The 22,550-nt window shown below is 59.5% G+C and carries 12 protein-coding genes; 11 read left to right on the top strand and 1 reads right to left on the bottom strand.

The window, feature by feature from the left end; genetic code table 11:
• The first annotated feature begins 165 nt into the window (after positions 1-165).
• From cypC to HRQ63_RS10940, 11 genes are all read left to right on the top strand, one after another.
• The gene (gene cypC / locus HRQ63_RS10990; protein WP_172243157.1) at positions 166-1,443 is read left to right on the top strand and encodes a CYP152 family fatty-acid peroxygenase CypC; all 1,278 of its coding nucleotides are present in this window, start codon (positions 166-168) and stop codon (positions 1,441-1,443) included.
• A gap of 237 nt (positions 1,444-1,680) precedes the next feature.
• A complete protein-coding gene (locus tag HRQ63_RS10985) occupies positions 1,681-3,594 on the top strand; it encodes a DUF2961 domain-containing protein (RefSeq protein WP_216673886.1) in 1,914 nt (637 codons plus the stop codon).
• Positions 3,595-3,663: 69 nt separating this feature from the next.
• A complete protein-coding gene (locus HRQ63_RS10980; RefSeq protein ID WP_229714131.1) occupies positions 3,664-5,148 on the top strand; it encodes a glycoside hydrolase family 140 protein in 1,485 nt (494 codons plus the stop codon).
• Between the two features lie 2 nt (positions 5,149-5,150).
• Positions 5,151-6,770, top strand: a complete 1,620-nt coding sequence (locus HRQ63_RS10975; RefSeq protein WP_172243154.1) for a response regulator — start codon at positions 5,151-5,153, stop codon at positions 6,768-6,770.
• The gene (locus HRQ63_RS10970) at positions 6,767-8,611 is read left to right on the top strand and encodes a cache domain-containing sensor histidine kinase (RefSeq protein ID WP_172243151.1); all 1,845 of its coding nucleotides are present in this window, start codon (positions 6,767-6,769) and stop codon (positions 8,609-8,611) included. Before HRQ63_RS10975 ends, HRQ63_RS10970 begins: the two co-directional genes overlap by 4 nt.
• 302 nt (positions 8,612-8,913) lie before the next feature.
• The gene (locus HRQ63_RS10965) at positions 8,914-9,855 is read left to right on the top strand and encodes an ABC transporter permease (RefSeq protein WP_172243148.1); all 942 of its coding nucleotides are present in this window, start codon (positions 8,914-8,916) and stop codon (positions 9,853-9,855) included.
• Positions 9,856-9,876: 21 nt separating this feature from the next.
• Positions 9,877-10,797 (top strand): carbohydrate ABC transporter permease, encoded by a 921-nt coding sequence (locus HRQ63_RS10960; RefSeq protein ID WP_172243145.1) that lies wholly within the window; start codon positions 9,877-9,879, stop codon positions 10,795-10,797.
• A 146-nt stretch (positions 10,798-10,943) separates the two neighbouring features.
• A complete protein-coding gene (locus HRQ63_RS10955; protein WP_172243143.1) occupies positions 10,944-12,686 on the top strand; it encodes an extracellular solute-binding protein in 1,743 nt (580 codons plus the stop codon).
• Positions 12,687-12,781: 95 nt separating this feature from the next.
• Positions 12,782-15,862 (top strand): glycoside hydrolase family 2 protein, encoded by a 3,081-nt coding sequence (locus HRQ63_RS10950; protein WP_172243140.1) that lies wholly within the window; start codon positions 12,782-12,784, stop codon positions 15,860-15,862.
• A 2-nt stretch (positions 15,863-15,864) separates the two neighbouring features.
• Entirely contained in the window at positions 15,865-18,891 is a 3,027-nt protein-coding gene (locus HRQ63_RS10945) for an alpha-L-rhamnosidase (protein ID WP_172243137.1), read from the top strand.
• 4 nt (positions 18,892-18,895) lie between these two features.
• Positions 18,896-20,686 carry an L-fucose isomerase gene (locus HRQ63_RS10940; protein ID WP_172243135.1) on the top strand — a complete coding sequence of 597 codons (1,791 nt, stop codon included), beginning with the start codon at positions 18,896-18,898 and terminating at the stop codon, positions 20,684-20,686.
• A gap of 381 nt (positions 20,687-21,067) precedes the next feature.
• On the opposite strand, the gene HRQ63_RS10935 is transcribed toward HRQ63_RS10940, so the two are convergent.
• The gene (locus tag HRQ63_RS10935) at positions 21,068-22,273 is read right to left on the bottom strand and encodes a MalY/PatB family protein (protein WP_172243133.1); all 1,206 of its coding nucleotides are present in this window, start codon (positions 22,271-22,273) and stop codon (positions 21,068-21,070) included.
• Positions 22,274-22,550 lie beyond the last annotated feature (277 nt).

The raw sequence follows: 22,550 nt of genomic DNA, 5'->3' as shown, positions 1-22,550 counted from the left end.
GCTAACTATGTTATCGTACGCCGAGCCTTCGCGGTTCACCTTTCGGAACCTATTTTACGCAATATTTTATTTTGGGTTCGCCTTCCCCGCGGAAGAGGTAATAGAACAAGAGATCTTTCGGTCGCGCAAACCAGGCCGGCCGGGAAAGAAGGAGGGCTTTCGATCATGACGCAAAACGAACAAACCCCGCAGGAGCACACGTTGGACAACAGTCTCGCCCTGCTCAAAGACGGCTACGATTTCATTTTCAAGCGGCGCAGGGAAATGGATACGGAAATCTTCCGTACGCGGCTGCTCGGGCAGCCCGCGATCTGCATGGGCGGCAAAGACGCGGCGGAGCTGTTTTACGACACGACGAAGTTTAAGCGCTCGGGCGCGATCCCGAAACGGATCCAAAAATCGCTGTTCGGCGTGGACGCGATCCAGACGCTGGACGGCGACGCGCACCGCCACCGCAAAATGCTGTTCATGTCCCTGATGTCGCGCGAGCGTCTGGACGCGTTCGCGGAGCTGCTGCGCGAAGAATGGGAAGCGGCGGCGCGGCGGTGGGAAAAGCTCGACGAGATCGAATTGTTCGGCGAGTCGCAGGAGCTGCTGCATCGCGCGGCCTGCCGCTGGTCCGGCGTGCCGATCGACGAAAAGACGGTGCGGCAAAAAGCCGACGATATGGGCGACATGGTCGAAGCGTTCGGCGCGGTCGGTCCCCGTCACGCGGCGGGCCGAAGAGCGCGCCGGCGGACGGAGGAATGGCTGGAAGGCTTTATCCTCGACCTGCGGGCCGGCGAGTTCAAAGTGCCCGAAGACACGGCGGCTTACGCGATGGCGTTCCACCGGGATCTGCAAAACCGCGAACTCGACGCGCGGATGGCGGCGATCGAGCTGATCAATATCGTCCGCCCGATCGTGGCGATCGGACGGTACGTGGTATTCGGCGCGATCGCGCTGCACGAACATCCGCAGTACCGCGAAAAGCTGGCTGCCGACGAAGGCAAGTACCGCCAATGGTTCGTGCAGGAGACGCGCCGTTTTTACCCGTTCACTCCGTTCCTCGGCGCTTCGGTCATTCACGATTTTCAATGGAAAGGGCATGAATTCGAGGAAGGCACGATGGTGCTGCTCGATATCTACGGCACGACGCACGATCCGAAGCTGTGGGAGAATCCGGACGTTTTCCGGCCGGAGCGGTTCGAGCATTGGGACGGCGGACCGTTCGACCTGATTCCGCAGGGCGGAGGCGGATACGACGGACACCGCTGCGCCGGCGAATGGCTGACCATCGACGCGATGCGCGTCGGCCTGGAATTCCTGGCGAAGCGGCTGGATTACGAAGTGCCGGAGCAGGATTTGGGCTTGAGCCTGTCGCGGATGCCCGCGCTGCCGGAAAGCCGGTTCAAGATGAGAAATATCGGATTGAAAAACGAAGCCGTGTCGGCCGATCTGTAAAGGTTCCGACGAAGCCGAGGCGGTCACGCCCCGGCGTCGGTCCGGGTTCCGTATCGCAAGCCCCGAATGCCTTCCTAGCGGAGCATTCGGGGCTTTTTCGACTTGAACATTTATTTTCAAGTGCGCAAACGCCGTTTTTTGTAGATAATGATAACGCTTTCCTGTAAAATCGTAGCCGTAAAGTCAGCCATTATCGAAACGATTCGCCTAACTTCGACCAAGCGGGAGGACTACCAGATGACAGCATCGGCCGGACCCAAAGGACTTACGAGCATGGAACGCTTCGACCTGCTGCCGCGGCTTCGGCGCGGCGTCCGCGTGCAGTACGAAGGCAGCATCGACAAAAAAGGATTCAACGCCGATTGGGATTGGTGGTTGTACAAAGAGCGGGACGAATGGGTCATTTTCGACGTCGACGGTCCGGGCTGCATTTACAACTTCGTGCAGCACCGTTACCCGGACAGCGAGGAGCCCACGTTCCGGTTTTACTTCGACGGGGAAAAAGAACCGAGGTTCGAGATCCGTCACTCCGAATTCGGCAGCAAAGCGCCTTTCGTCTCGCCGCTGGCGGACGCTTATCTCGGTCCCGAAGACGGAGGGCGCGGACCGATCCGGGTCGTGCGCAGCTTCGTGCCGATGCCGTACGCGCGCTCATGCCGAATCACCAGCGATATCCGGTTGAAAGCGGCGGCCAAAGGCGACGGCGGTTGGGGGCATGTCATGTATCACGCTTACGCCGGGCTTGAAGCGGACGGCGAGCCCGATTTCCGCACGTTTACCGGGGAGGAAGAGTACGGGCGGCTGCTGGAGATGTGGAGCGGCGTCGGTTACGACCCGAAGCTTGCTCAAGCGAACGAGCAAAAGGCGGAGCATAAAAGCCTGAAGTTGGCTCCCGGCGGCGGCATGCGCGTGTTCGAAGCGCAGGGCGCGGGAAGCGTATCGGCGATCGAAGCCGTTCCGGTCGAAGGCAGCGACGATTGGCTGTCCGACGTCTGGATTCGCGCCGTATGGGACGGTCATGAACGACCGGACGCCTACTGTCCGCTCGGCGTTTTTTTCGCCAACGAATTGGGCTTGAACCATGTCGGCGTGCTGTCCCACGGCATACGGGCGGACGGAACGTGCTACTGCTATTTCCCGATGCCGTATTGGGACGGGGCATCGATCGAACTGGTCAACCGGGGCGATAAGGAAGCGGTATTCGAAGTTTGGGAAACGAGATTCCTGGCCGGCGAAGACTCCCGTTACCCGCAAAAGGAGACGGGATACTTCCGAACTTCGGACTATTACGGAGCCCAAGCTTCGCCGGGCCGCGACAGTGTGATCGGGAAGATCGAAGGAACGGGGCATCTGGTCGCGGGGCACGTCACGGCGTTCACCCGCCGTCCGGGCATTATCAGCTGCGAAGGCGACGTGCGCGTGCATATCGACGGGAATTGGACGCCGCAGGTCGAAAGCGACGGTTCGGAAAGCTGGGTCTGCTACGGCTGGGGATTTCCGACGCCGCCGGAGCAGAACCCGTCCAGCGCTTACGACGGGCAGCCGGACAATCCGTGGTCGATGGTGCGGTTGTGCGCGGGCGACGTCTACCCGTTCCGGCAGGAATTGGTCTTCGGCATCGAATCGGGCGAATTCAATAATCAGTATATCCGCCACTCCGGCATTTTGTTTTACTACGGCGTCGACGAACCCGGCATGGAGCTGACGGACGAGCTGAACGTCGGCGATCCGGCTTCGGAAGGCATCCACGAGTATCGGGCGACCGGCGATCTCGGCACGTATAGGCTGGAATCGGCTTACGAGGACGGGACCAACCGCGCTTTGAAAGACATCGGCCGCGAGATCGAAGGACGGAGTTCATTCGTCGTATCGGTCCGGCCGGACAATGCGGGCGTGCGGCTGCGGCGAAGATCCGATCAGATTACGGGACGGCAGCGGGCGAACGTGTACGTCGACGGCGAACAGGTCGCGGAGCGGAGCTGGTACTTCGCGGACCGCAATCCGTACCGCAGATGGCTGGAAGACGAATTCGACATTCCCGCCTCGTACACCGCGGGCAAAAGCGATTTGCGAATCGAGCTGGAATACGTGCAGGACGGGGAAACGCGAAGCTGGAACGAATTTTATTACTGGGTCTACTCGATCCTGTAATTGCTGCGGCGATCGGCCGCGTCGACAGCCGTCGGCGGCCGAACGACGAAGACGAAAGGAGGACATGCCGTGCGGCGAACACATGAACAGCATGAAGAAACGGCAGGCGGTTCGGCTTTCGAAGCTTCGGAAGCGGGCGGCAAAATCGGTTCGCGTCCGGAAACGAAAACATCGGCGGACGAAAAATCCGTCGACGGCTCGACGAGCGTCCGGCCGGAGGGAGCCGGCGTTTTGCCTGCCCTGCGGGTCTCGGAGAACCGCAGGTATCTGGAGACGGAAAACGGCGAGCCGTTTTTCTGGCTCGGCGACACGGCTTGGGAATTGTTCCATCGGCTGAGCCTCGAAGACGCGGCTTACTACTTGCGCACGCGCGCGGAGCAGGGGTTCACCGTCGTGCAGGTGGTGCTGCTCGCCGAATTGGGCGGCGTGACTGTGCCGAACGCCGGAGGGCGGCTGCCGCTGAAGATCGGCGCGGGCGGACTGCCGGACCCGGCGCGGCCCGATACGGACGGAAGCGATTCGTACTGGCATCATGTCGACGCCGTGTTGGACGAAGCGTCGCGCCTCGGATTGTACGTCGCGCTCCTGCCGACCTGGGGCGACAAATTCAATCGCATGCACGGCGCGGGACCGGAGATTTTCACGGCGGACAACGCGCGTGGGTACGGACGGTGGTTGGGACAGCGTTACGGCGATCGACCCGGTCTGGTCTGGGTGCTCGGCGGCGACCGCCCGCTGTCGACCGCGGCGCATTTCGCGGTCGTGAATGCCATGGCGCGAGGTCTGAAAACCGGCGGCGCGCGGCAGCTCATGACGTTCCATCCCAAAGGAGCGGAGTCGTCTTCGCATCATATGCACGAGGAAGACTGGCTGGATTTCAACATGATCCAGTCGGGGCACGGCGAACGGGATATTACCAACGACAAGCGGGTTGCGGCCGATTACGGACGAACGCCGGTCAAGCCGACGCTCGACGCGGAACCCTGCTACGAAGATATCCCGATCGGCTTCCGGCCGGAAAACGGCTATTTCGACGAAGCCGACGTGCGCCGCGCCGCTTACTACGCGGTACTGTCCGGCGCTTTCGGCCATACGTACGGGCATCACTCAATCTGGCCGATGGTGCCGGAACCGGGATTGTACGCTTCGACCGATTTTCGCGACCCCGGCGCCTTTTTCCTGATGTCCTGGCAGCAAGCGCTGCGTCGTCCCGGCGCCAAGCAGATGATTCATCTGCGGACGCTGATCGAGCCGCATCTGGGTCCGTTGTTCCGTCCGGCGCCGGAACTGCCCGCTTTCGTTTTTTCCGGCGATAACCGCCTCGTCGCGGCGCGCGGCGAAAAAGCGGCTTGGATCTACATTCCGAACGGGCTGTACGTCGAGCTCGATCCGAAGCGGGTCGGAATCGAAGCTTGGCGCGCAAACTGGTTTTGCCCGCGAACCGGAGCTCGCAGCAAAGCATCCGGCACGGACGCGGGCGGCGGCATCGTCCGTTACGCCGCTCCGACGAGCGGACGCGGCTGCGATTGGATACTGACGATCGAGGAGGAATGAACATGCACAAAGTCATGATCGTCGAAGACGAAATGCTGGTCCGGATCGGCTTGAAAAATTCGGTCGACTGGAGCAAGTTCGATATGGAAGTGGCGGCCGATTTTCCCGACGGGCAGGCCGCCTGGGCGTATTACGAACGGGAAAAGCCCGACGTCGTCATCACCGACCTGTCCATGCCCAAAATGGACGGCATGACGCTGATCTCCCATATCCGCGGAGCCGACCGCGATACCCGCATCGTCGTGCTGTCCTGCCTGGAAGAATTCGAGCTGGCGCGCAAAGCGCTGTCGCTCGGCGTCACCGGGTACATCCTGAAGCTGACCATGACGGAGCAGGAGATCGAAGACGTGCTCGGCGCCGTGCGGCGCGAACTGGAAAGCCGTCCCGACCGCCAGCCTCCGGCGCAGCGCGAAGCCTCGTCGTCCGACCGCGAACTGCTCAAAGAAAAAATGTTCAAAGACTTCCTGTTCTACAAAATCTTTTCGGCGGACGAGCTGGGCCGCTTTATCGAGCGGAGCGGGCTGCGGTTGTCTCCGGTCAGGCTTCGCGTATGCGTGGCCGAGGTCGACCGCTACGCGCGGCTCAAAGAAAAATTCCGCGACGAGCACGGGCATCTGATCAAGATGACGCTGCTCAATCTGTTCGAGGAAGTGCTGTCGGCGCATAAGCGCGGCGAGGCGGTGCAGGTGAGCGAGACGCGCTATGCGCTGATTCTGCATTTCGACGACCTGGTATCGGAGCAGGCGATCGCGCGCGAAACGGAAGACATTCTCGGACGCGTGCAGGAGGTTATCCGGCTGTACTTCAACGGTTCCGTCTCGTTCGGGATCGGCGGCACGGCGAGCGGTTACGACAGCCTGCACCCGCTCTACGCCGAAGCGCAGCGGGCGCTGGAACGCAAATTCGCGTCCGGCCCCGGACGGCGGCACCGCGAATCCGACTCCGCGGACCTGTCCGGCGTACGCGAGCGCATCGGACGCATCCGCCGCTTCGAAGGCATTCGTTCACTGCTGATGCCGGCCAAACAGCGGGAATACGACGGCATGCTGGATTATTTCGAGCGCGAAGCGGGCGGCGACCGCCGTTCGCTGGAGATCATGCTGCTGCGTTTCGTCCAATGGCTCGGCACGAACGCGTACGACAGCGGCCAAAACGAAAAAACGCTGCTGCTCAGCATCACGGAAAACCTGGAGCAGTGCGACAATCTGCCGGACATGCTGGATCAGGCGGCCGATTATATCGAAGACCTGGCCCGGCAGGAAAACGGACGGATGCATATGAGCGACGAGATCAAGCGCGCGCTCGATTACATCAAGCAGCATTACGCGGACAATATCGGCCTGCAAACGGTCGCGGAACACGTGGGCTTAAGCCCCGGTTACCTCAGCAACTTGTTCAAAAAAGAGCTGCAAACCCCGTTCGTCGATTACTTGAACCGGTACCGGATCGAGCGGGCGAAAGAACTGCTGATCGAAGGCCGCCACAAGCCGTCCGATATTCCGGTCGAAGTCGGTTTTTCCCCGGAGTACACGTATTTCAGCAAAGTATTCAAAAAAGTGACCGGGCTCAACCCCAACGAATACCGCAAGCAGATGCTGACGGGCTCCGGTGAGCGGTCATGAGACCGCTGAGGGGGTTCCGCAAACTGGGCTCGCAGCTGCTGCTTTACGTGATGCTGATCAGTCTGGCCGTGCTGGCCGGATTTTCGTATTTTATCTATTCTTTTATGCAGAACATGGTCCGGGAACAAAACGAAAGCCTGCTGCTTCAGCAGTTCCAACAGCTCGACCACAATATCGACGGCCTGGTGAGCGAAGTGGACCGGCTGTCGATGCTGTTTTTGCGGGACGACCGGATCCAGAACCTGCTGTACGGCATCGCGGACAAAACGGAAGTCGAATTCTTGGAATCGAAAAACGACGTGCAAAACGTGATCGCCGATTTTATCGACAACTACGGCTATATCGATTCCATTTACATCACGTCGGACAATCTGGGCGCGGTCGGCGGCAGCGAAGACCGGACGCTCGTCTACGATAAAGAAGAATGGAAAAAAAGCTTTTTCACGTCGGAACCTTTTCAGCGGACGATCCAGAGGTATCCCGAATTGGTTCTGGAGCCGCGCATCCGCAAATCGTTTTATAACCCGTACATGACGGGCGACGCCGACGGTTATCTGGTCAGCCTGATGCGGGGCACGCGCGCCATTTACGATCCGAACACGAGCGCCACGCTCATTTTCAATATCGACGAACGGTATTTGGCTTCCTTGTACGCCGCTTCGCTCAAGCCGGACGAAGGAGACATGTATATCGTCGACGGAAGCGGCATGGTGCTGTCCTCGAGCCGTCCCGAGCAGGTGGGCACGCGCGCGCCGTTCGTCCCGGCTTCTTCCGATCCCGGCGGGTACGGCAGCTTCGACGAACGCTCGGGCGGCCGCGACGTGCAGATCGTGTATTACCGGATGGACGCGACCGACTGGTACCTGACCAAAGAAATCCCCCTCGCCCGTTATTCCGAGCAGATCTTCGCCGTGCAGCGCCTGGTCGCGATCGTGTTCCTGCTCAGCGTGCTGGCGATCTTCGTCGCTTCGTACTTCTGGCTGCGGCGGATGATCCGGCCCCTGCGGCTGCTGGCGGAGAAAATGCAGGACATGAGCCGCGGCGAACTCGGGGTTACCATGCGCCATATCCCGAACAACGAGCTGGGCACGCTGATCCGGCGGTTCAACGAAATGTCGCTCAGCATAGTGGAACTGGTGGACAAAAACAACGAAATTCAGGAGAAAAAGCGGGAGCTTGAGCTGGAGGCGCTGCAGTACCAGATCAATCCTCATTTTCTGTACAACACGCTGAACATGATCCGCTGGATGGCGGCGATCGTCAAAGCGGACAATATCGTGGGCACGATCGTGGCGCTCGGCAACCTGCTGCGTCCCGTTTTTTCCAAAAAAGACCCGATGTGCGCGCTGCGCGACGAGTTGGAATACCTGCAAAACTATCTGACGATCGCCGGCATGCGCTTCGGCGACGATATCCGGTTCGAGCAGGACGTGCCGGAGGAGCTGAAAGACTGCCGGGTGCCGCGCTTCATTTTGCAGCCGCTGGTCGAAAATTCGATCGCCGCCGGGCGGCAGGAAGAAACGCCGGGCATCACGATCGAGATCGGAGCGTTCGAAGAAGACGGCGTGCTGACGCTGAGCGTGACCGATTCGGGAGCCGGACTGACGCCCGAAGAAGTGGAAGGGCTGAACGCCGGGCTGGAGCGGGGCGACGCGCAGCGTCCGGGAGAAAGCGTCAGCGGCGTGGGGCTGAACAACGTCAACAAACGCATCCGGCTGTATTTCGGGGACGATTACGGCGTGCGTTTCGTTCCGCGGGAAAAAGGGGCGGAAGCGGTCGTCACGCTGCCGGCGCTGCAAAGCGAAGACGGATTCGGCGGGAATGCGCGGGCCGAAGCTTAAAGGACGGACGTCCGTTTTTCGCGCCGTGCGGGGAAAGCTCCCGGCTGCCGCTTCTTGACCGAAGCGCGGCCGGGAGCTTTTCGTTTGTCGTTTGTCGGGAAAACGCCGGAAAAGGTTTTGCCTGCTTGTCCGCTATTCGTTCAACGCGATCGTCAAATCGTTCAAGTTCCCGTAAAGGGCCATCATTTTTTTTCAACCTTTCCGGTAGAAGTTTCAGGTCGGGCAGTCCGAGTAAGCGCTATCATTGAGTCAAGAGCAAAGCCGATACAGATTCAAAAATCGCTTATCGAAGGAGAGTCGCCATGGCATTCACCTACGCCGCCAAAAAGCAGGCCGCAACCCGAAAAACGAAGCTGTTCCGCAAAGACGGAATCAAGCTTCTGCTGATGGCGCTGCCTTTCGTGATCTTCACGATCGCTTTCAGCTACGTGCCGTTATTCGGCTGGATCTACGCTTTCTTCGATTACCGGCCGGGCATCCCGCTCGACCAGACGCCGTTTATCGGACTGGAGAATTTCCGCAACATGCTCTCGGACACGCGTATGGGCCCGGTGCTGATCAACACGCTGGCGCTCAGCCTGCTGTCCATTCTGACCGCCCCGATCCCGCTGCTGTTCGCGATCATGCTGTCCGAGGTGAAGACCGAATGGTTCAAGCGCCTCGTGCAGACCGTGTCCACGCTTCCGAACTACATCAGCTGGATCATCGTGTTCTCGCTGGCGTTCAGCATGTTCAGCACGGAAGGCGCGGTCAACTCGATCATGACGAAGATGGGCATCCCGGGAGCTCCGGTCGACGTGCTCGGCAATTTTGACCGGGTATGGACGGTTCAGACGCTGCTCCTGCTGTGGAAATCGGTCGGCTGGAGCGCGATCATCTACCTGGCCGCGATCGTCGGCATCGACGCCGAACAGTACGACGCGGCCAAGGTCGACGGAGCCGGAAGGTTCCGGATGATCTGGCATATCACGCTTCCTAGCATCATGCCGACGTTCATCGTGCTGCTGCTGCTGTCGGTCAGCAACCTGCTCTCGGCGGGCTTCGAACAGTATCTCGTGTTCAGCAACGTGATGATCGCCGACCGCATCGAAGTGCTCGACCTCTACGTGTACCGGCTGGGCCTCGTGACCGGCGACTACTCGTATTCCACCGCCGTCGGCATTTTCAAGACTTTGATCAGCGTTCTGCTTCTGTTCACCGTCAACGCCCTGTCCAAAAAAGTACGCGGCCAGAGCATCATCTGAGTTTTCGGAAAGGAGACCGTTATGACCACATCCGCCAACCTAAAACCGGAGCGAACCCGCAGGCATACCGATTGGAAAGACGTCGCGTTCAGCATCTTCAACTACACGTTCCTCAGCCTGCTCGTCATCGTGACCATCTATCCGTTCTACTATATCTTTATCTACTCGATCAGCGATTCGATCGAAGCGCAGAAAGGCGTCTATCTCTGGCCGGCCGGTTTCTCGCTCGAAGCGTACAAAACGACGGTGCAGCTTCCCGGCATCGCCGACGCCGCGATCGTCACGCTGGGAAGGACCATTCTCGGCACAATCATCACGGTACTCAGCTGCTCCTTCTTCGCCTATCTGATCACTAAAAACGAGCTTCCGTTCCGGCGCTTCATCTACCGGTTCGTACTGATCACGATGTATTTCAACGCCGGTTTCATTCCGTGGTACCTGACGATGAAAACGTACGGCCTGCAGAACAATTTCCTGCTGTATATTCTGCCTACCGCGATCTCGGGCTTCAATATTATCCTGATCAAGACGTTCATCGAGCAGCTTCCGCCTTCGCTCGAAGAATCGGCGAAGATCGACGGCGCGGGGTATTTCCGGGTATTCACGAGCATCATCTTCCCGCTGTCCATGCCGATCGTCGCGACCATCGCCATCTTCTCGGCCGTGGGGCAGTGGAACACCTGGTTCGATAACTTCTTCCTGGTAGAGAATCCGAAGCTTCAAACGCTGCAGCTGGTCCTCTATAATTTCCTCAACCAGTCAAGCAGCCTGTCGAATATGAGCACGGAGCAGCTGACGCGGGGCGACATGGTCCGAACGCTGACGCCGCAGTCGATCCGCATGACGATCACCATGCTGGTCACGCTGCCGATCGTGCTCGTCTACCCGCTGCTGCAGCGCTACTTCGTCAAAGGCATCATGATCGGCGCGGTCAAAGGCTGATTCCGGCCGGTCGACCGGCCCGAATTCGAAAGCCGACGGTCCGCGCGAACGCTCGAACGATGCCCGTTTTTCGTACTTAAGGATTGTCCGGCCGATCGGGCCGATAGTCATAGCGAGAAGATTCATATCCAGAGGAGGGTCAACGTATGAGAAAAAAAGTCGGATTTCGTTTCGCCGTTCCGATGCTGCTGACGGCTTTGCTGGCTACCGCCTGTTCGGGCGGAGCGACGACCAACACCGCGGCGACGGACACGGGAAGCGCGGAAACGGGCAGCGAGAGCGGCGAGCTGACCACGCTGCGCGTGCTGGTCATGGAGCCGGGCACCACATGGAACTCGCATCAAGACAGCGACGTAATGAAAGAAATCGCGGCGAAAGTCGGCGTCAAAGTGGAATACGTCGAAGCGGACGAAAACAAATTCAACGTGCTGCTCGCGGGCGGCGACCTGCCTGACATCGTGCGCGCCGACCCGATCAAATATCAAAAGCAGCTGATCGAAGGCGGCTTGATCGTCCCGATGGACGATATGCTGGCCGAGCACGGCAAAGATATTTCCGCGAATATTCCGACCGTCGTGGACTACAGCAAAAAGAATTGGAGCAACGGCACCGATTCGCTTTACTTCCTGCCTCCTCAAGTTCAACCGAAGCCGGGTTCCACGGTTCAGCCGATCACGATCGGGCCGACGATCCGTTGGGATTGGTACAAAGAAATCGGCGCGCCGGAGCTGAACACCATGGACGACCTGCTGGACGCGGTCGAGCAGATCGTCGCCAAGCATCCGACCACCGACGACGGCAAGCCGGTATACGGCGTCTCGATGTGGCAGGACTGGGGCATCTGGCCGTACCTGATCCCGCCGATCACGTTCACCGAGATTGCGGGCACCACAAGCGATTTGACGGCCGCCAGCGTGGGCACGAGCGACTTTATCAGCGTGCTGACCGACGAATCGTCGAACTTCTGGACCGCGATGGACTTCTATAACGCCGCGTATCGCCGCGGCCTGCTCGATCCCGATTCCCTGACGATGAAAAACAACGACTATATGGCCAAAGCGACGTCCGGCCAGATCGTCGTCGGACCGGCGACTTGGGCGATGGGCGACTTCAACGCGCAGCATACCGAAGACGGCACCGGCTACATCGTCGTGCCGGCAGGCAAATTGGCCTGGACCGGACAAGTCAACCCGATCGGCTGGTCGGACAAATCGTACAGCATCTCCAAAAGCTCGAAAAATCCGGAAAAAGCGATGGAGTTCCTGAACTACATCTACTCCTACGAAGGCGCGCGCACCATGTACAACGGCATCGAAGGCACGCACTGGACGATGGAGGACGGCGTGCCGAAGCTGACGGCCGAGACCCTCGCGCTCAAAGCGAAAGGCGGCGCGGAATACGAAGCTTCGGGCCTGTCGCTCGACCGCAACATCATCGGCTTGGGCGGCGACTTCGTCGATCCGAACGACGGCCAACCGATCAACCTGTTCACGTCCGAAGAAGCGCTGGAGCAATCGGCGACCGTGCTGGAAAAAGACTTCGCCGAGCATTACGGAGCCAAGTACTCCGGCCAAGTGTTCCAAAAAATGGTCGACGAAGGCAAACTGGACACGTACACCACCTGGATGGAAGGACTGTCGGACGAAGAAATTCTGAAAAGCTCCACCGTGCCGGGCGTCGTCCTGCCGGAAGACCGCAAAAAGCAGGAAGCGTCGCTCAAAGAGCTGGCCGCCCGCGAAGCCGCGAAGATCATCTTGTCGAAAGACGACGCGTCGTTCGAAAAAGCCAAGCAAACCGCGCTGGAATCGTTCAAAAAAGCCGGAGCGGAAGACTTTACGGAGTTCTATAACAGCGAAGTGCAGCGCCTGAGAAGCGAGCACGGATTGTAAGTTCCGACATTCATAGCGCAAGACCGAGGACGGAGCCGCAGAACCGCATTGCGGCTCCGTCGTTGTGTACGGAAAGCGAAAGGAGAATCCTGCCCATGAACAATCGATTGGATCCGAAACATGCCGTTTTTTCCGAGATCGATACCGGGAAAGCTTCCGTACGCTATCTCGACGAGATCGAAGACGAAGCTTACCTTCGCTCGTCGCTGCACGGCGATGCGCGGATCGAAGCCGACTGCGCGCTGCCGGTTCGAACGGCGATTGCGAAGCGCATGACGGAGCCTGGACGTGTCGACGCTTACTCCCGCTCCGACTCTGGAAAAAGCTCGCAAATGTTGTCGTTATCCGGCATCTGGCGCATGAAAAGCTGCGAACCTGCCGATCCCGGCGACCCGGCTCCCTTCACCGGATGGTTCGGACGAAAAGCAACAGAAAGTCCGGGCATGGCGGAACGGTGGTATGCGCACGGCTTCGATCGCGGCGATTGGGACGAAGTACGGATTCCTTCGACCGTGCAAAAATTGTTGGTCGATCTCGGCAAGCTGCCCGATCCGCACTGGAACACGAACACGATCGACGAGCTGGAGGAATACGGCGAACCGAAAGAGTTTTCCGCCTGGTTCCGGCGTACGAGAACCGAACGTCAAGACTGGTGGTTCGCCAAAAGCTTCGAACTGCCCGAAGCGTGGAGCGGCCGCCGTCTGACGCTGCGGTTCGGCGGTCTGGATTATTCCGGCACGGTCTTTTTGAACGGACAGTCGCTCGGGCATCACGCGGGCATGTTCGGCGGTCCGGACCTGGATATTTCCGGACTTGCCCGCTTCGGCGGCGAAGAAGCCAACGAACTGGTCGTGCGTATCGATCAAGCGCCGCAATCGTGGAACGGCAAACTCAAAGGCAGTCCCGGATTCGGCTGGCATTACGGGCATTTGATCTCGCTCGGCATCTGGCAGGACGTGACCGTGACGGCGGAACCGGACGTGTCGGTACGGCATCCTTATGTGATCACGCAGTCGATCGACGCGGCAAGCGCCCGGCTGCGGATCGAATACGAGCTGGACAGCTTGCTGCCGGAACGAACGGCGGTATGGGTAGAGCTGGGTGTCCGGCGAAAAGCAGGCTTTGCGGATCAAACGTCTATCCCGGCGGACTCGGAGCCCGAACGCCAAGGAGGAGTTTTGTCCGACCGAAAGGCGAAGACGGAAGAACGGTCGGAAGACGTTGATTTCGACAGCTCGCAAGAATTGAGGTTCCGCACCGAAGCCCGGATCGAATACGGCTTGAGCCGATTTGCCGCCGAAGTATCGCTGCCCGATCCTGCTTTGTGGTGGCCTGTCGGATACGGCGAGCCCAACCTGTATATGCTCTCTTTAAGCGTTTACGCCGACGAAGAAAACGGGAACCGACAAGAACGCCGCGCGCTTCATCGTACGCAGATTCCTTTCGGCATACGCACGCTCGAGATGACTCCGGCACCCGAAGCCAAGCCCGACGAACATTACCGCTGGCAGTTCGTCGTCAACGGCATCCCGATGTTCGTCAAAGGCGCGAATTGGTGCTGGCCCGAACCGATGCTGGAGCAAAGCGAAGAACGGTACGAAAGGCTGCTGGAACTGGCGCGGCGCGGCGGCGTCCAAATGCTGCGCGCTTGGGGCGGCGGGTTGGTCGAATCGGATTCTTTTTATGATCTTTGCGACGAAAAAGGAATCATGGTGTATCAGGAGTTTCCTCTATGCTGGGGGCCGCCGGACTCGCCTTACACCGATCTGGGCGTGTTGGATCGGCAGGTGTCGCGCTCGGTGAAACGGCTGCGCAGCCGTCCGTCGCTGGTCATGTGGGGCGGGGGCAACGAAAACGGACGCCACGGCGGCGCGGACGAAGGATTGTTCCTGGTCGGACGCCGCTGCCGGGGACTCGATCCGTCAAGGCCGTTTCACCGGACCGATCCGTGGGGAGGCAGCGTGCATAACTGGGACGTGTACCACGGCGGCGAGCCGCTGGAGGAATCGACGCTGGGCATGCCGTCCGTTTTTTACGGCGAATACGGCATTCCGAGCCAGCCCGACCGCTCCAGCTGCCTGCGTTACATGCCTGCGGAAGAACTCGAAAAGTTTCCGCCGACGGAAAAAAGCCGGGGCTGGAAAGCGCATTTTCACCAATTCGGACTCAAAGACATCATTAAGGTCATGCGTTACGGCGCTTACGGACCGATCCGGAACTGGGACGATTATATCCTGTACTCGCAAAGCGCGCAGGGAAATTCGATCGCTTTTACGGGCGACGCGCAGCGGGCGGGATCGGGTTCGGGCAAAACGGGTTTCTGGTACTACAAATTCAGCGAACTGTTCCCTGGCCATTCGTGGGGGGTCGTCGATTTCTACGGCGCGCCGAAGCTGTCTTATTATCGGGCGCGGCAGACCTGTTTGCCCCGGAGCGCTTTCGCGGTCTGCGGGCGGATCGAAGGTTGGGCGGCGGGCGAAACGTTCGCGTTCTCGCTGCATGCCGCCAACGACACGCGGGAAGAGTTGGCGAACGCCAGCGTGACCGCCGTGCTGTACGGTACTTCCTTGAAAGAGATGCGGACGCGGACGTTCGAGCAGGTCGGGCTGGCTGCGGGCGAAACGGCGGCGCTGTCGCATGAAGCATTTCACCTGCCGGAAGACGCGGTCGAATCGTCGCCGTTCCTGCTGGCCGTATCGCTGCGCGACGCAAGCGGAGCGCTGCTGTCGGACCGTTGGTACGCGTTCAACGGGCAACCGAAAACGGAAGAGCTGCTGGCGTTCGAAAAAGAGCGCCGTCACGCGGACAACGAGTATCCGGGGGAAGAAGCGGAGCGCGCGTTCGAACTGTACGGCAGTCTTCCGGACGCGCCGCTGCGGCGCCTGCCGCGAACCGAACTGGAATGGACGGTCGAGCCGGGCGGGCGCGGCGGCGCGATCGTCGTGCGCAACATCGGCGACCGTCCGGCTTACCGGGTGATCGTCGAAGGCTTCCCGGCGGATTGGGATTGCTTTTTGGAGGATAACGATTTCGGGCTGTATCCGGGCGAAGAACGCCGCGTATCGTTCGAAGCGAAGGCTTCGGATATACGGGACGGCGTACGGATCGGAGCCTGGAACGCGCCGGCGGTGAAGATGAGCGGCGGCAAGCAAAAGCAAACGGATCGGGGGAAATAAAAGTGACGAAAGAAACGGAAAAGCGAAGCGGTCTTGCATCGGCGGAAAACGAATTCGGGGCGAATGCCCGGCCTTCGGAAGATGTCGACGCGTGGATCGCGCAGTGGATCGCCCGTCCGGTGAAAGACTATCGGAGTTGGGACGTGCATACGTTGGAAGTGCGCGCAAGCCTGGAAGAAGGAGGCATAGCGGAAATTCGGTTGGCCGTGCAGGGGACGGAGCACTGCCGCGCGCTGGAATTGAACGCCGCGGACGGCAGCGTCGCGCTGCATGACGTGCGCGGCGGCGAACGCAGGGAAGCGGCGCGAGGGAACGCGCCGGAGCTTGGCAAGCCGGAACCGGACAGCGGAGAAGACGGAATGCCGGAGCTGCGGCAGGCCGGGCCGAACGAAGCGGAAGCGGTCGACCGCAAACTTCGCGAAGTCGCGGTGCGCGTCGTGCAGGAGCAGGAACGTATGCATGTGTATTTGAACGGCCGCGAAGCGTTGGCGGCCGATATGCCGGTTTCGAACGCGGCTGAATTCGATAGGCAGGCAGGGGTTGTCGAGCGTTCGGGAAGCGTCGGCTTTCGCTCCGGCGATGCCGCGAGTGCCGTGTTCCGCGAGCTGCGCTTGTACGACGCCGAAGGCCGGGCGCTTTATGTCAATCGCTTTTACGATCCTTCGACGCTGCATTTCTCCGCGGGCGGTATCGATCCGTCCGGCAGCGGGCTTCGTCTTTCGCCCGGAGAGACGGCGTTGTGCGAAAATCCGCTGCCTGTGGACAGCCCGTTGTTCCGCCGCGCATTTTCTTTGCCGTCGCCTCCGGTGGGAGCGAGGCTTCGCGCGTACGCGCTCGGCTGGTACGAACTGACCTTGAACGGGAAGCGGATCGGCGATCGCGTGCTGGCTCCGGCGAACACGCCGTACGGGGAGCGGATGCTGTTCGACGTGTACGAAGCCGATGAACTGCTTGAACTGCTTCAAGCAGGCGATAACGTGCTGGGTGCCATGCTGGGCAACGGTTATAACTTCAATTACTCGCGTTGGGGCTGGAAATGGAAACGGGATAAAGCGCTGATTCTTCAGCTTGATCTGACGTTCGCGGACGGCGGCATGATGACGATCGGCACGGACGAATCTTGGACTTCTGCGCCCGGACCGCTGCTGATGCAGGATATTTACGACGGCGAGACCTGCGATGCCCGCCGAAAGCCGGAAAACTGGGATGTGCCGGAGCATTCGGCGGTTTCGGGTGCGAAGACGGTCGCGGCCGAAGACTGGACGCCGGTCGTGATCGCCCCGGCGCCGGAAGGAGCGTTGAAGCCGAACGGCCAGCCGCCGATCCGCGCGCATCGACCGCTCGATGCGTTATGCGCGTATCAGCCGGAGCCGGGACTCACGGTGTACGATTTCGGTCAAAATATCGCAGGTTGGGCGCGGATTCAGGTACGGGGGAAATCCGGGGATGAGGTCGAGCTGCTTTACAGCGAATTGATCGACGAACGCGGTGCGCTCGACCCGTGGACCAATCGCAATGCCAACGCCCGAGACCTGTACATACTGAGCGGTCAGGAGACGGAGACGTACGAGCCTGCTTTTACCTACCACGGATTCCGTTACGTTCAGGTGCGAACCACCGCCAATTTGTCGCGCGTTCAGGCCGTTCCCGTACATGCCGATGTCAAGGAAAGCGGAAGCTTCCGCTCTTCCGATCCGCTGCTGGAACAGATTCAAGCCAATATTCGGCGCTCGATCCTGAACAACCTGGTCAGCATTCCGACCGACTGCTGCCAGCGCGACGAACGGACGCCCTGCCTGATGGATTCGGCCGTCGTGGAAGAAGCGGCCATGCGTAATTTCGATATGAAAACCTATTACCGAAAATGGATGCACGATATCGCCGGCAGCGACAGCAACCCCGATTGGAGCGGCGACCGCGTGACGCTGCCGTGGCATCTCTATCGGCATTACGGCGATCCGGATCTGCTGCGCGAAGGTTATCCGTCGATGAAAGCTTATCTTCATTATCTGGCCGAACGTTGGCCGGAACATATCGTGACCGAAGGCTTCGGCGATTGGTGCCCGCCCAACGACGACGGTTGGGAGAATTACTTCGGCGCGCCGGAGCTGGTCAACACGGCGCTGTACGCCATGCATGCGGGAGTCGCCGCCCGAGCGGCGGAAGCGCTGGGTCATGCGGAAGACGCCGTGCGTTTCCGGACATTGGCCGAAAAATCCGGAGCTGCTTTCCATCGGCATTTTCACCGGGGAGAAGGCGTGTACGGTAGCGGTTCGCAGACCTCGCAGCTTCTGCCGCTCGCTTTCGGATTGGTGCCCGCCGACTACGTCGAAGGCGCGGTGCGCCGTCTGGTCGCCGCGATCGAAGAAGCCGGACGCCGTCTGGACACGGGCATTTACGGCACGCGGTATCTGCTCGACGTTTTGGCCGATCACGGGCGCGTCGATCTGGCCTACGAAATGCTGACCGCCAGGGAATATCCGAGTTTCGGCTGGCAGATTGCGCAGGGCGCGACGACGTTATGGGAGCAGTGGAGCTTCAAAGGCGGAATGCATTCGCACGATCACGCGATGTTCGGCGGAATCGGCGCTTCGTTCTATACGCGCCTGGCAGGCATCGAACCGCTGGAGCCGGGTTATGCCAAGATCGGAATCCGGCCGCATGCTCCCGCCGGTCTGGAATGGGCGGAAGCGGAGCTGGATACGCCGGCAGGCCGAATATTCTCGGGCTGGCGAAGAGAAGAAGGGCGGTTGGTGCTGAAACTGGATATTCCGGAAGGCGCGTCGGCGAACGTTACGCTGCCCGTCGATACCGGCGGATTGCGGGCAAGCGCTGCGGAGCCGGGATCGCTTGCCGAAGCTTCGCGTCCCGCTTCCGGCCGATCCCTATCCGAAAAAAGAACGGTCGAGATCGGTCCGGGCCGGCACGAATTCAATTTTCCGGTCGGCGCGGCGAGCACCCTGCCTCTTTTAACGAAAACGTCCGGTTCAGCTGATTACGCAAATTTCGCAAACGAAGCAGGAGGATGATCCCATGACGCAACCCAACCCCCGTTACGCGGGCGGATTTCCGAAAATCGGCATCCGGCCGATCGTCGACCGAAGGAAACTCGTCAAAGCCGCGATCGGCGAGATGACTATGGAGCTGGCACAAGCTGCCGCCGATTTGATCACCGGGCAAATCCGCAATCCCGACGGCACGCCGGCCGAAGTGATCGTGTTCGATACGTGCATCTCCGGCATGCCGGAAGCTTCGCGCTGCGCGAACGAATTCCGCCGGGAAGGCGTGGGCGTGATACTCACCGTCGCCGCGGGCTGGTGCTACCCGCTGGAAACGATGGAGACCGATTCGACGCTGCCGCATGCCGTATGGGGCTTCAACGGTACGGAGCGGCCGGGCGCCGTCTATCTGGCCGCTTTGCACGCCGCGCATAACCAGAAAGGTATTCCGGCGTTCAAAATTTACGGACGCCATATTCAGGAACCGGACGAGCGCGGCATTCCCGGCGACGTGCGCGAGAAGCTGCTGCGCTTCGCCCGCGCCGGATTCGCCGCGGCGCTGCTGCGCGGCAAATCGTACCTGTCGATCGGCACGGTATCGATGGGCATCGCCGGCTGCATCGTCGACGAAAGCTTTTACCGCCGTTATCTGGGCATGAAAAACGCGTACGTCGATATGACCGAAGTGACGCGGCGTATCGAAGACGGCATTTACGATCCCGAAGAATTCGGGCGGGCGTTGGAATGGACGACGGAATACTGCCGGGAAGGACCCGATCCCAACGACGAACGGGAGCGGATCGCGCCGGAGCGCAAAAAGGAGAACTGGGCCGATTCGGTTCAAATGGCCTTGATCGCGCGCGACCTGATGATCGGCAATCCGAAACTGGCGGAGCTTGGCTTCGAAGAGGAGGCGTACGGTTACAACGCGATCGCTTCCGGCTTCCAGGGACAGCGCGAATGGACGGACCATAATCCGAGCGCCGATTTTCTCGAAGCGATCCTTTGCAGCTCGTTCGATTGGAACGGGGTCCGCGAACCGTACATGGTCGCGACGGAAAACGACAATTTGAACGCGATCTCGATGCTGCTTAACCACTACTTGTCGCATACGGCGCAGATTTTCGCCGACGTCCGCGCCTTTTGGAGTCCCGAAGCGGTCGAACGGGTCACGGGCCGGAGGCCGGAAGGCATCGCGAAGCAAGGTTTCCTGCATCTGATCAATTCCGGTCCCGCGGCGCTCGACGGCACGGGCGAGCAAACGCGGGGCGGACAACCGGTCATGAAGCCGCATTGGGAAATCGACGCACGAGAAGTCGAAGCCTGCCTGGCGGCGACGTCCTGGCGTCCGACTTATATGGACCAGTTCGCGGGCGGCGGATATTCGACCGATTTCACGACGCGGGGCGGCATGCCTGTCACGATGTCGCGCCTCAATCTGGTCGACGGACTCGGCCCGGTGCTGCAATTGGCCGAAGGCTGGACCGTCGAACTGCCGCCGGACATGCACGACGCGCTCGATCTTCGCACCACGCCGACCTGGCCGACTACTTGGTTCGTGCCGAATTTGATCCCCGGCGATCCGGTGTTCGACGACGTGTACGGCGTGATGGGAAACTGGGGCTCGAACCATTGCGCGATCAGTTATGGCCATATTGGAGCAGATCTTATCACGCTGGCTTCCGTGCTGCGCATTCCGGTCAATATGCATAACGTGGATCAGGAAAGCATTTTCCGCCCGAGCGCCTGGAGCGCATTCGGAACGAAAGATCCGGAAGACGCGGATTACCGGGCCTGCGCCGCTTACGGGCCGCTTTATAAGTGATCGGCCGAGTCCGGGAACATGCCAGCTGCAATAGAAACTTGACCAACTTTATTTTTAACTGCGTCAAGCTTCCAGCCTGTCGCGGAACGAAAAAGAAGCCTTCCATAAGGGAGGCTTCTCAACGTGTCGAGAAAGTCGAACGTAGCTGGAAGCGAGAAAATGGAGAGAGAAATTCAGTGCAGAAATGAAATGTTCGCCTTTGAAATCGAGAAAATTCTTCTAAAAATTTAATCTTTTTCTCGATTTCAACACGCGATCGGAACGAATTTCTCTCGGAGTTTTCTCGCTTCCCGCGTCAATGTGATTTTCTCGACAGCTAATAAGAAGCGTCCCAATTTAGGGAGGCTTCTTTTTTTCGCTTACTGCCGCAAACGGATCGGCTTACGCTTTCGCGCCGCGGAGTTCCGCTACCGCCGTCTTCAACTGCTCCATCGCCTGCTCGATCACGATACGAGAGCAAGCCACGTTCATGCGCATGAAGCCTGCCGCTTCCGCGCCGAACATCGTGCCGTCATTGAGCGCGATGCCCGCTTTGTGCAGCAGGAATTGCATCAATTCCTTGGCATCCAAATTCAGCCCGCGGAAGTCGATCCACAGCAGGTACGTCGCTTCCGGCAGTTTCACGGACAGCTCAGGCAGATGTTCCGCGATCTGGGTCTGCACGTATTCCATGTTGCCGCGAACGTAACCCAGCAGCTCGTCGAGCCATTCGCCGCCGTGGCGGTAAGCCGCTTCGGTCGCGGTCGCTCCCATCGTGCTGATCGAGCCCAAACCGTGCATTTTGGCTACGGTGCGTTCGTACGTCGCGCGCAGCTTGCGGCTCGGGATGACGATGTTCGATACCGACAGTCCCGCCAGATTGAACGTTTTGCTCGGCGCTGTACAGACGATGCAGTTGTCGCGTGCCGCTTCGGACACGGAAGCGAACGGGATATGCGTTTTCGGCTCGAAGATCAGGTCGGCGTGGATCTCGTCCGCTACGACCAGCACGTCATGCTTCAGGCAGATTTCGGCCAGCTTCTCCAGGTCTTCGCGCGCCCAAATTTTGCCGACCGGATTATGCGGGCTGCACAGGATGAGCATTTTCACTTCGTCGGCCAGTTTGCGCTCCAGATCCTCGAAGTCCATCGCGTAGTCGCCTTCGTCCGATACGCTCAGCGGATTCGTGACCAACTGGCGTCCGTTTTCGCGCACGATGTTATAGAAAGGCGGATAGACCGGCGTCTGAATCGCGATCTTGTCGCCCGGCTTGGTAAATGCTTCTACGGCAAAAGCCAGCGCGGGCACGACGCCCGGCGTGAACGTGATCCACTCGGACTGAATCTCCCAATCATGGTGCTCCTTCATCCAATTCATGACAGCTTCGAAATACGCCGGCGTACGGAACGTGTAGCCGAAAATGCCGTGATCCACGCGCTTATGCAAAGCGTCGAGGACTTCTTGCGGTGCGGCAAAGTCCATATCGGCAACCCAGAGCGGAAGAGCATTGGGCGCGCCGAAAATTTTCTCGCGTCCGTCCCATTTTTCGGAAGCACTCTCCAAACGGTCGATTTGCGTATGGAAGTCAAAACGGCTTTTTAATGTCATTTGAAAATTCCCCCTTGATTCGGTAAGTCTGTATCTGGTCTATTATGGGACACAAATCGTCTGAAATCAATGTATACCACCAATATGCGGATAGACGGTTTTGTTCGGGTTTTGTAAAAAAAGAACCGCGAAAAAGCGTTTTATGTAAAAGCTATTTACTTTTGCTTGCTTGTTTATATATGATTACGGAGGATAACAAGCAGTTTTGTTCGGGTTTTGTCAAGAAAGACATAGAATGAAAACAATCACAACTTTTCCTCAAGGGGGCAAAAGATTC

The organism is Saccharibacillus endophyticus, from assembly GCF_013185185.1.
Lineage (GTDB): Bacteria > Bacillota > Bacilli > Paenibacillales > Paenibacillaceae > Saccharibacillus > Saccharibacillus endophyticus.
This window is presented reverse-complemented; position numbering and strand designations above follow the sequence as displayed.

What these genes read in the sequence shown, in the direction of transcription:
- cypC (WP_172243157.1), top strand. Translation starts at nt 166, where the DNA reads ATGACGCAAAACGAACAAACCCCGCAGGAGCACACGTTGGACAACAGT.
- HRQ63_RS10985 (WP_216673886.1), top strand. Translation starts at nt 1,681, where the DNA reads ATGACAGCATCGGCCGGACCCAAAGGACTTACGAGCATGGAACGCTTC.
- HRQ63_RS10975 (WP_172243154.1), top strand. Translation starts at nt 5,151, where the DNA reads ATGCACAAAGTCATGATCGTCGAAGACGAAATGCTGGTCCGGATCGGC.
- HRQ63_RS10970 (WP_172243151.1), top strand. Translation starts at nt 6,767, where the DNA reads ATGAGACCGCTGAGGGGGTTCCGCAAACTGGGCTCGCAGCTGCTGCTT.
- HRQ63_RS10965 (WP_172243148.1), top strand. Translation starts at nt 8,914, where the DNA reads ATGGCATTCACCTACGCCGCCAAAAAGCAGGCCGCAACCCGAAAAACG.
- HRQ63_RS10960 (WP_172243145.1), top strand. Translation starts at nt 9,877, where the DNA reads ATGACCACATCCGCCAACCTAAAACCGGAGCGAACCCGCAGGCATACC.
- HRQ63_RS10955 (WP_172243143.1), top strand. Translation starts at nt 10,944, where the DNA reads ATGAGAAAAAAAGTCGGATTTCGTTTCGCCGTTCCGATGCTGCTGACG.
- HRQ63_RS10950 (WP_172243140.1), top strand. Translation starts at nt 12,782, where the DNA reads ATGAACAATCGATTGGATCCGAAACATGCCGTTTTTTCCGAGATCGAT.
- HRQ63_RS10940 (WP_172243135.1), top strand. Translation starts at nt 18,896, where the DNA reads ATGACGCAACCCAACCCCCGTTACGCGGGCGGATTTCCGAAAATCGGC.
- HRQ63_RS10935 (WP_172243133.1), bottom strand. Translation starts at nt 22,273, where the DNA reads ATGACATTAAAAAGCCGTTTTGACTTCCATACGCAAATCGACCGTTTG.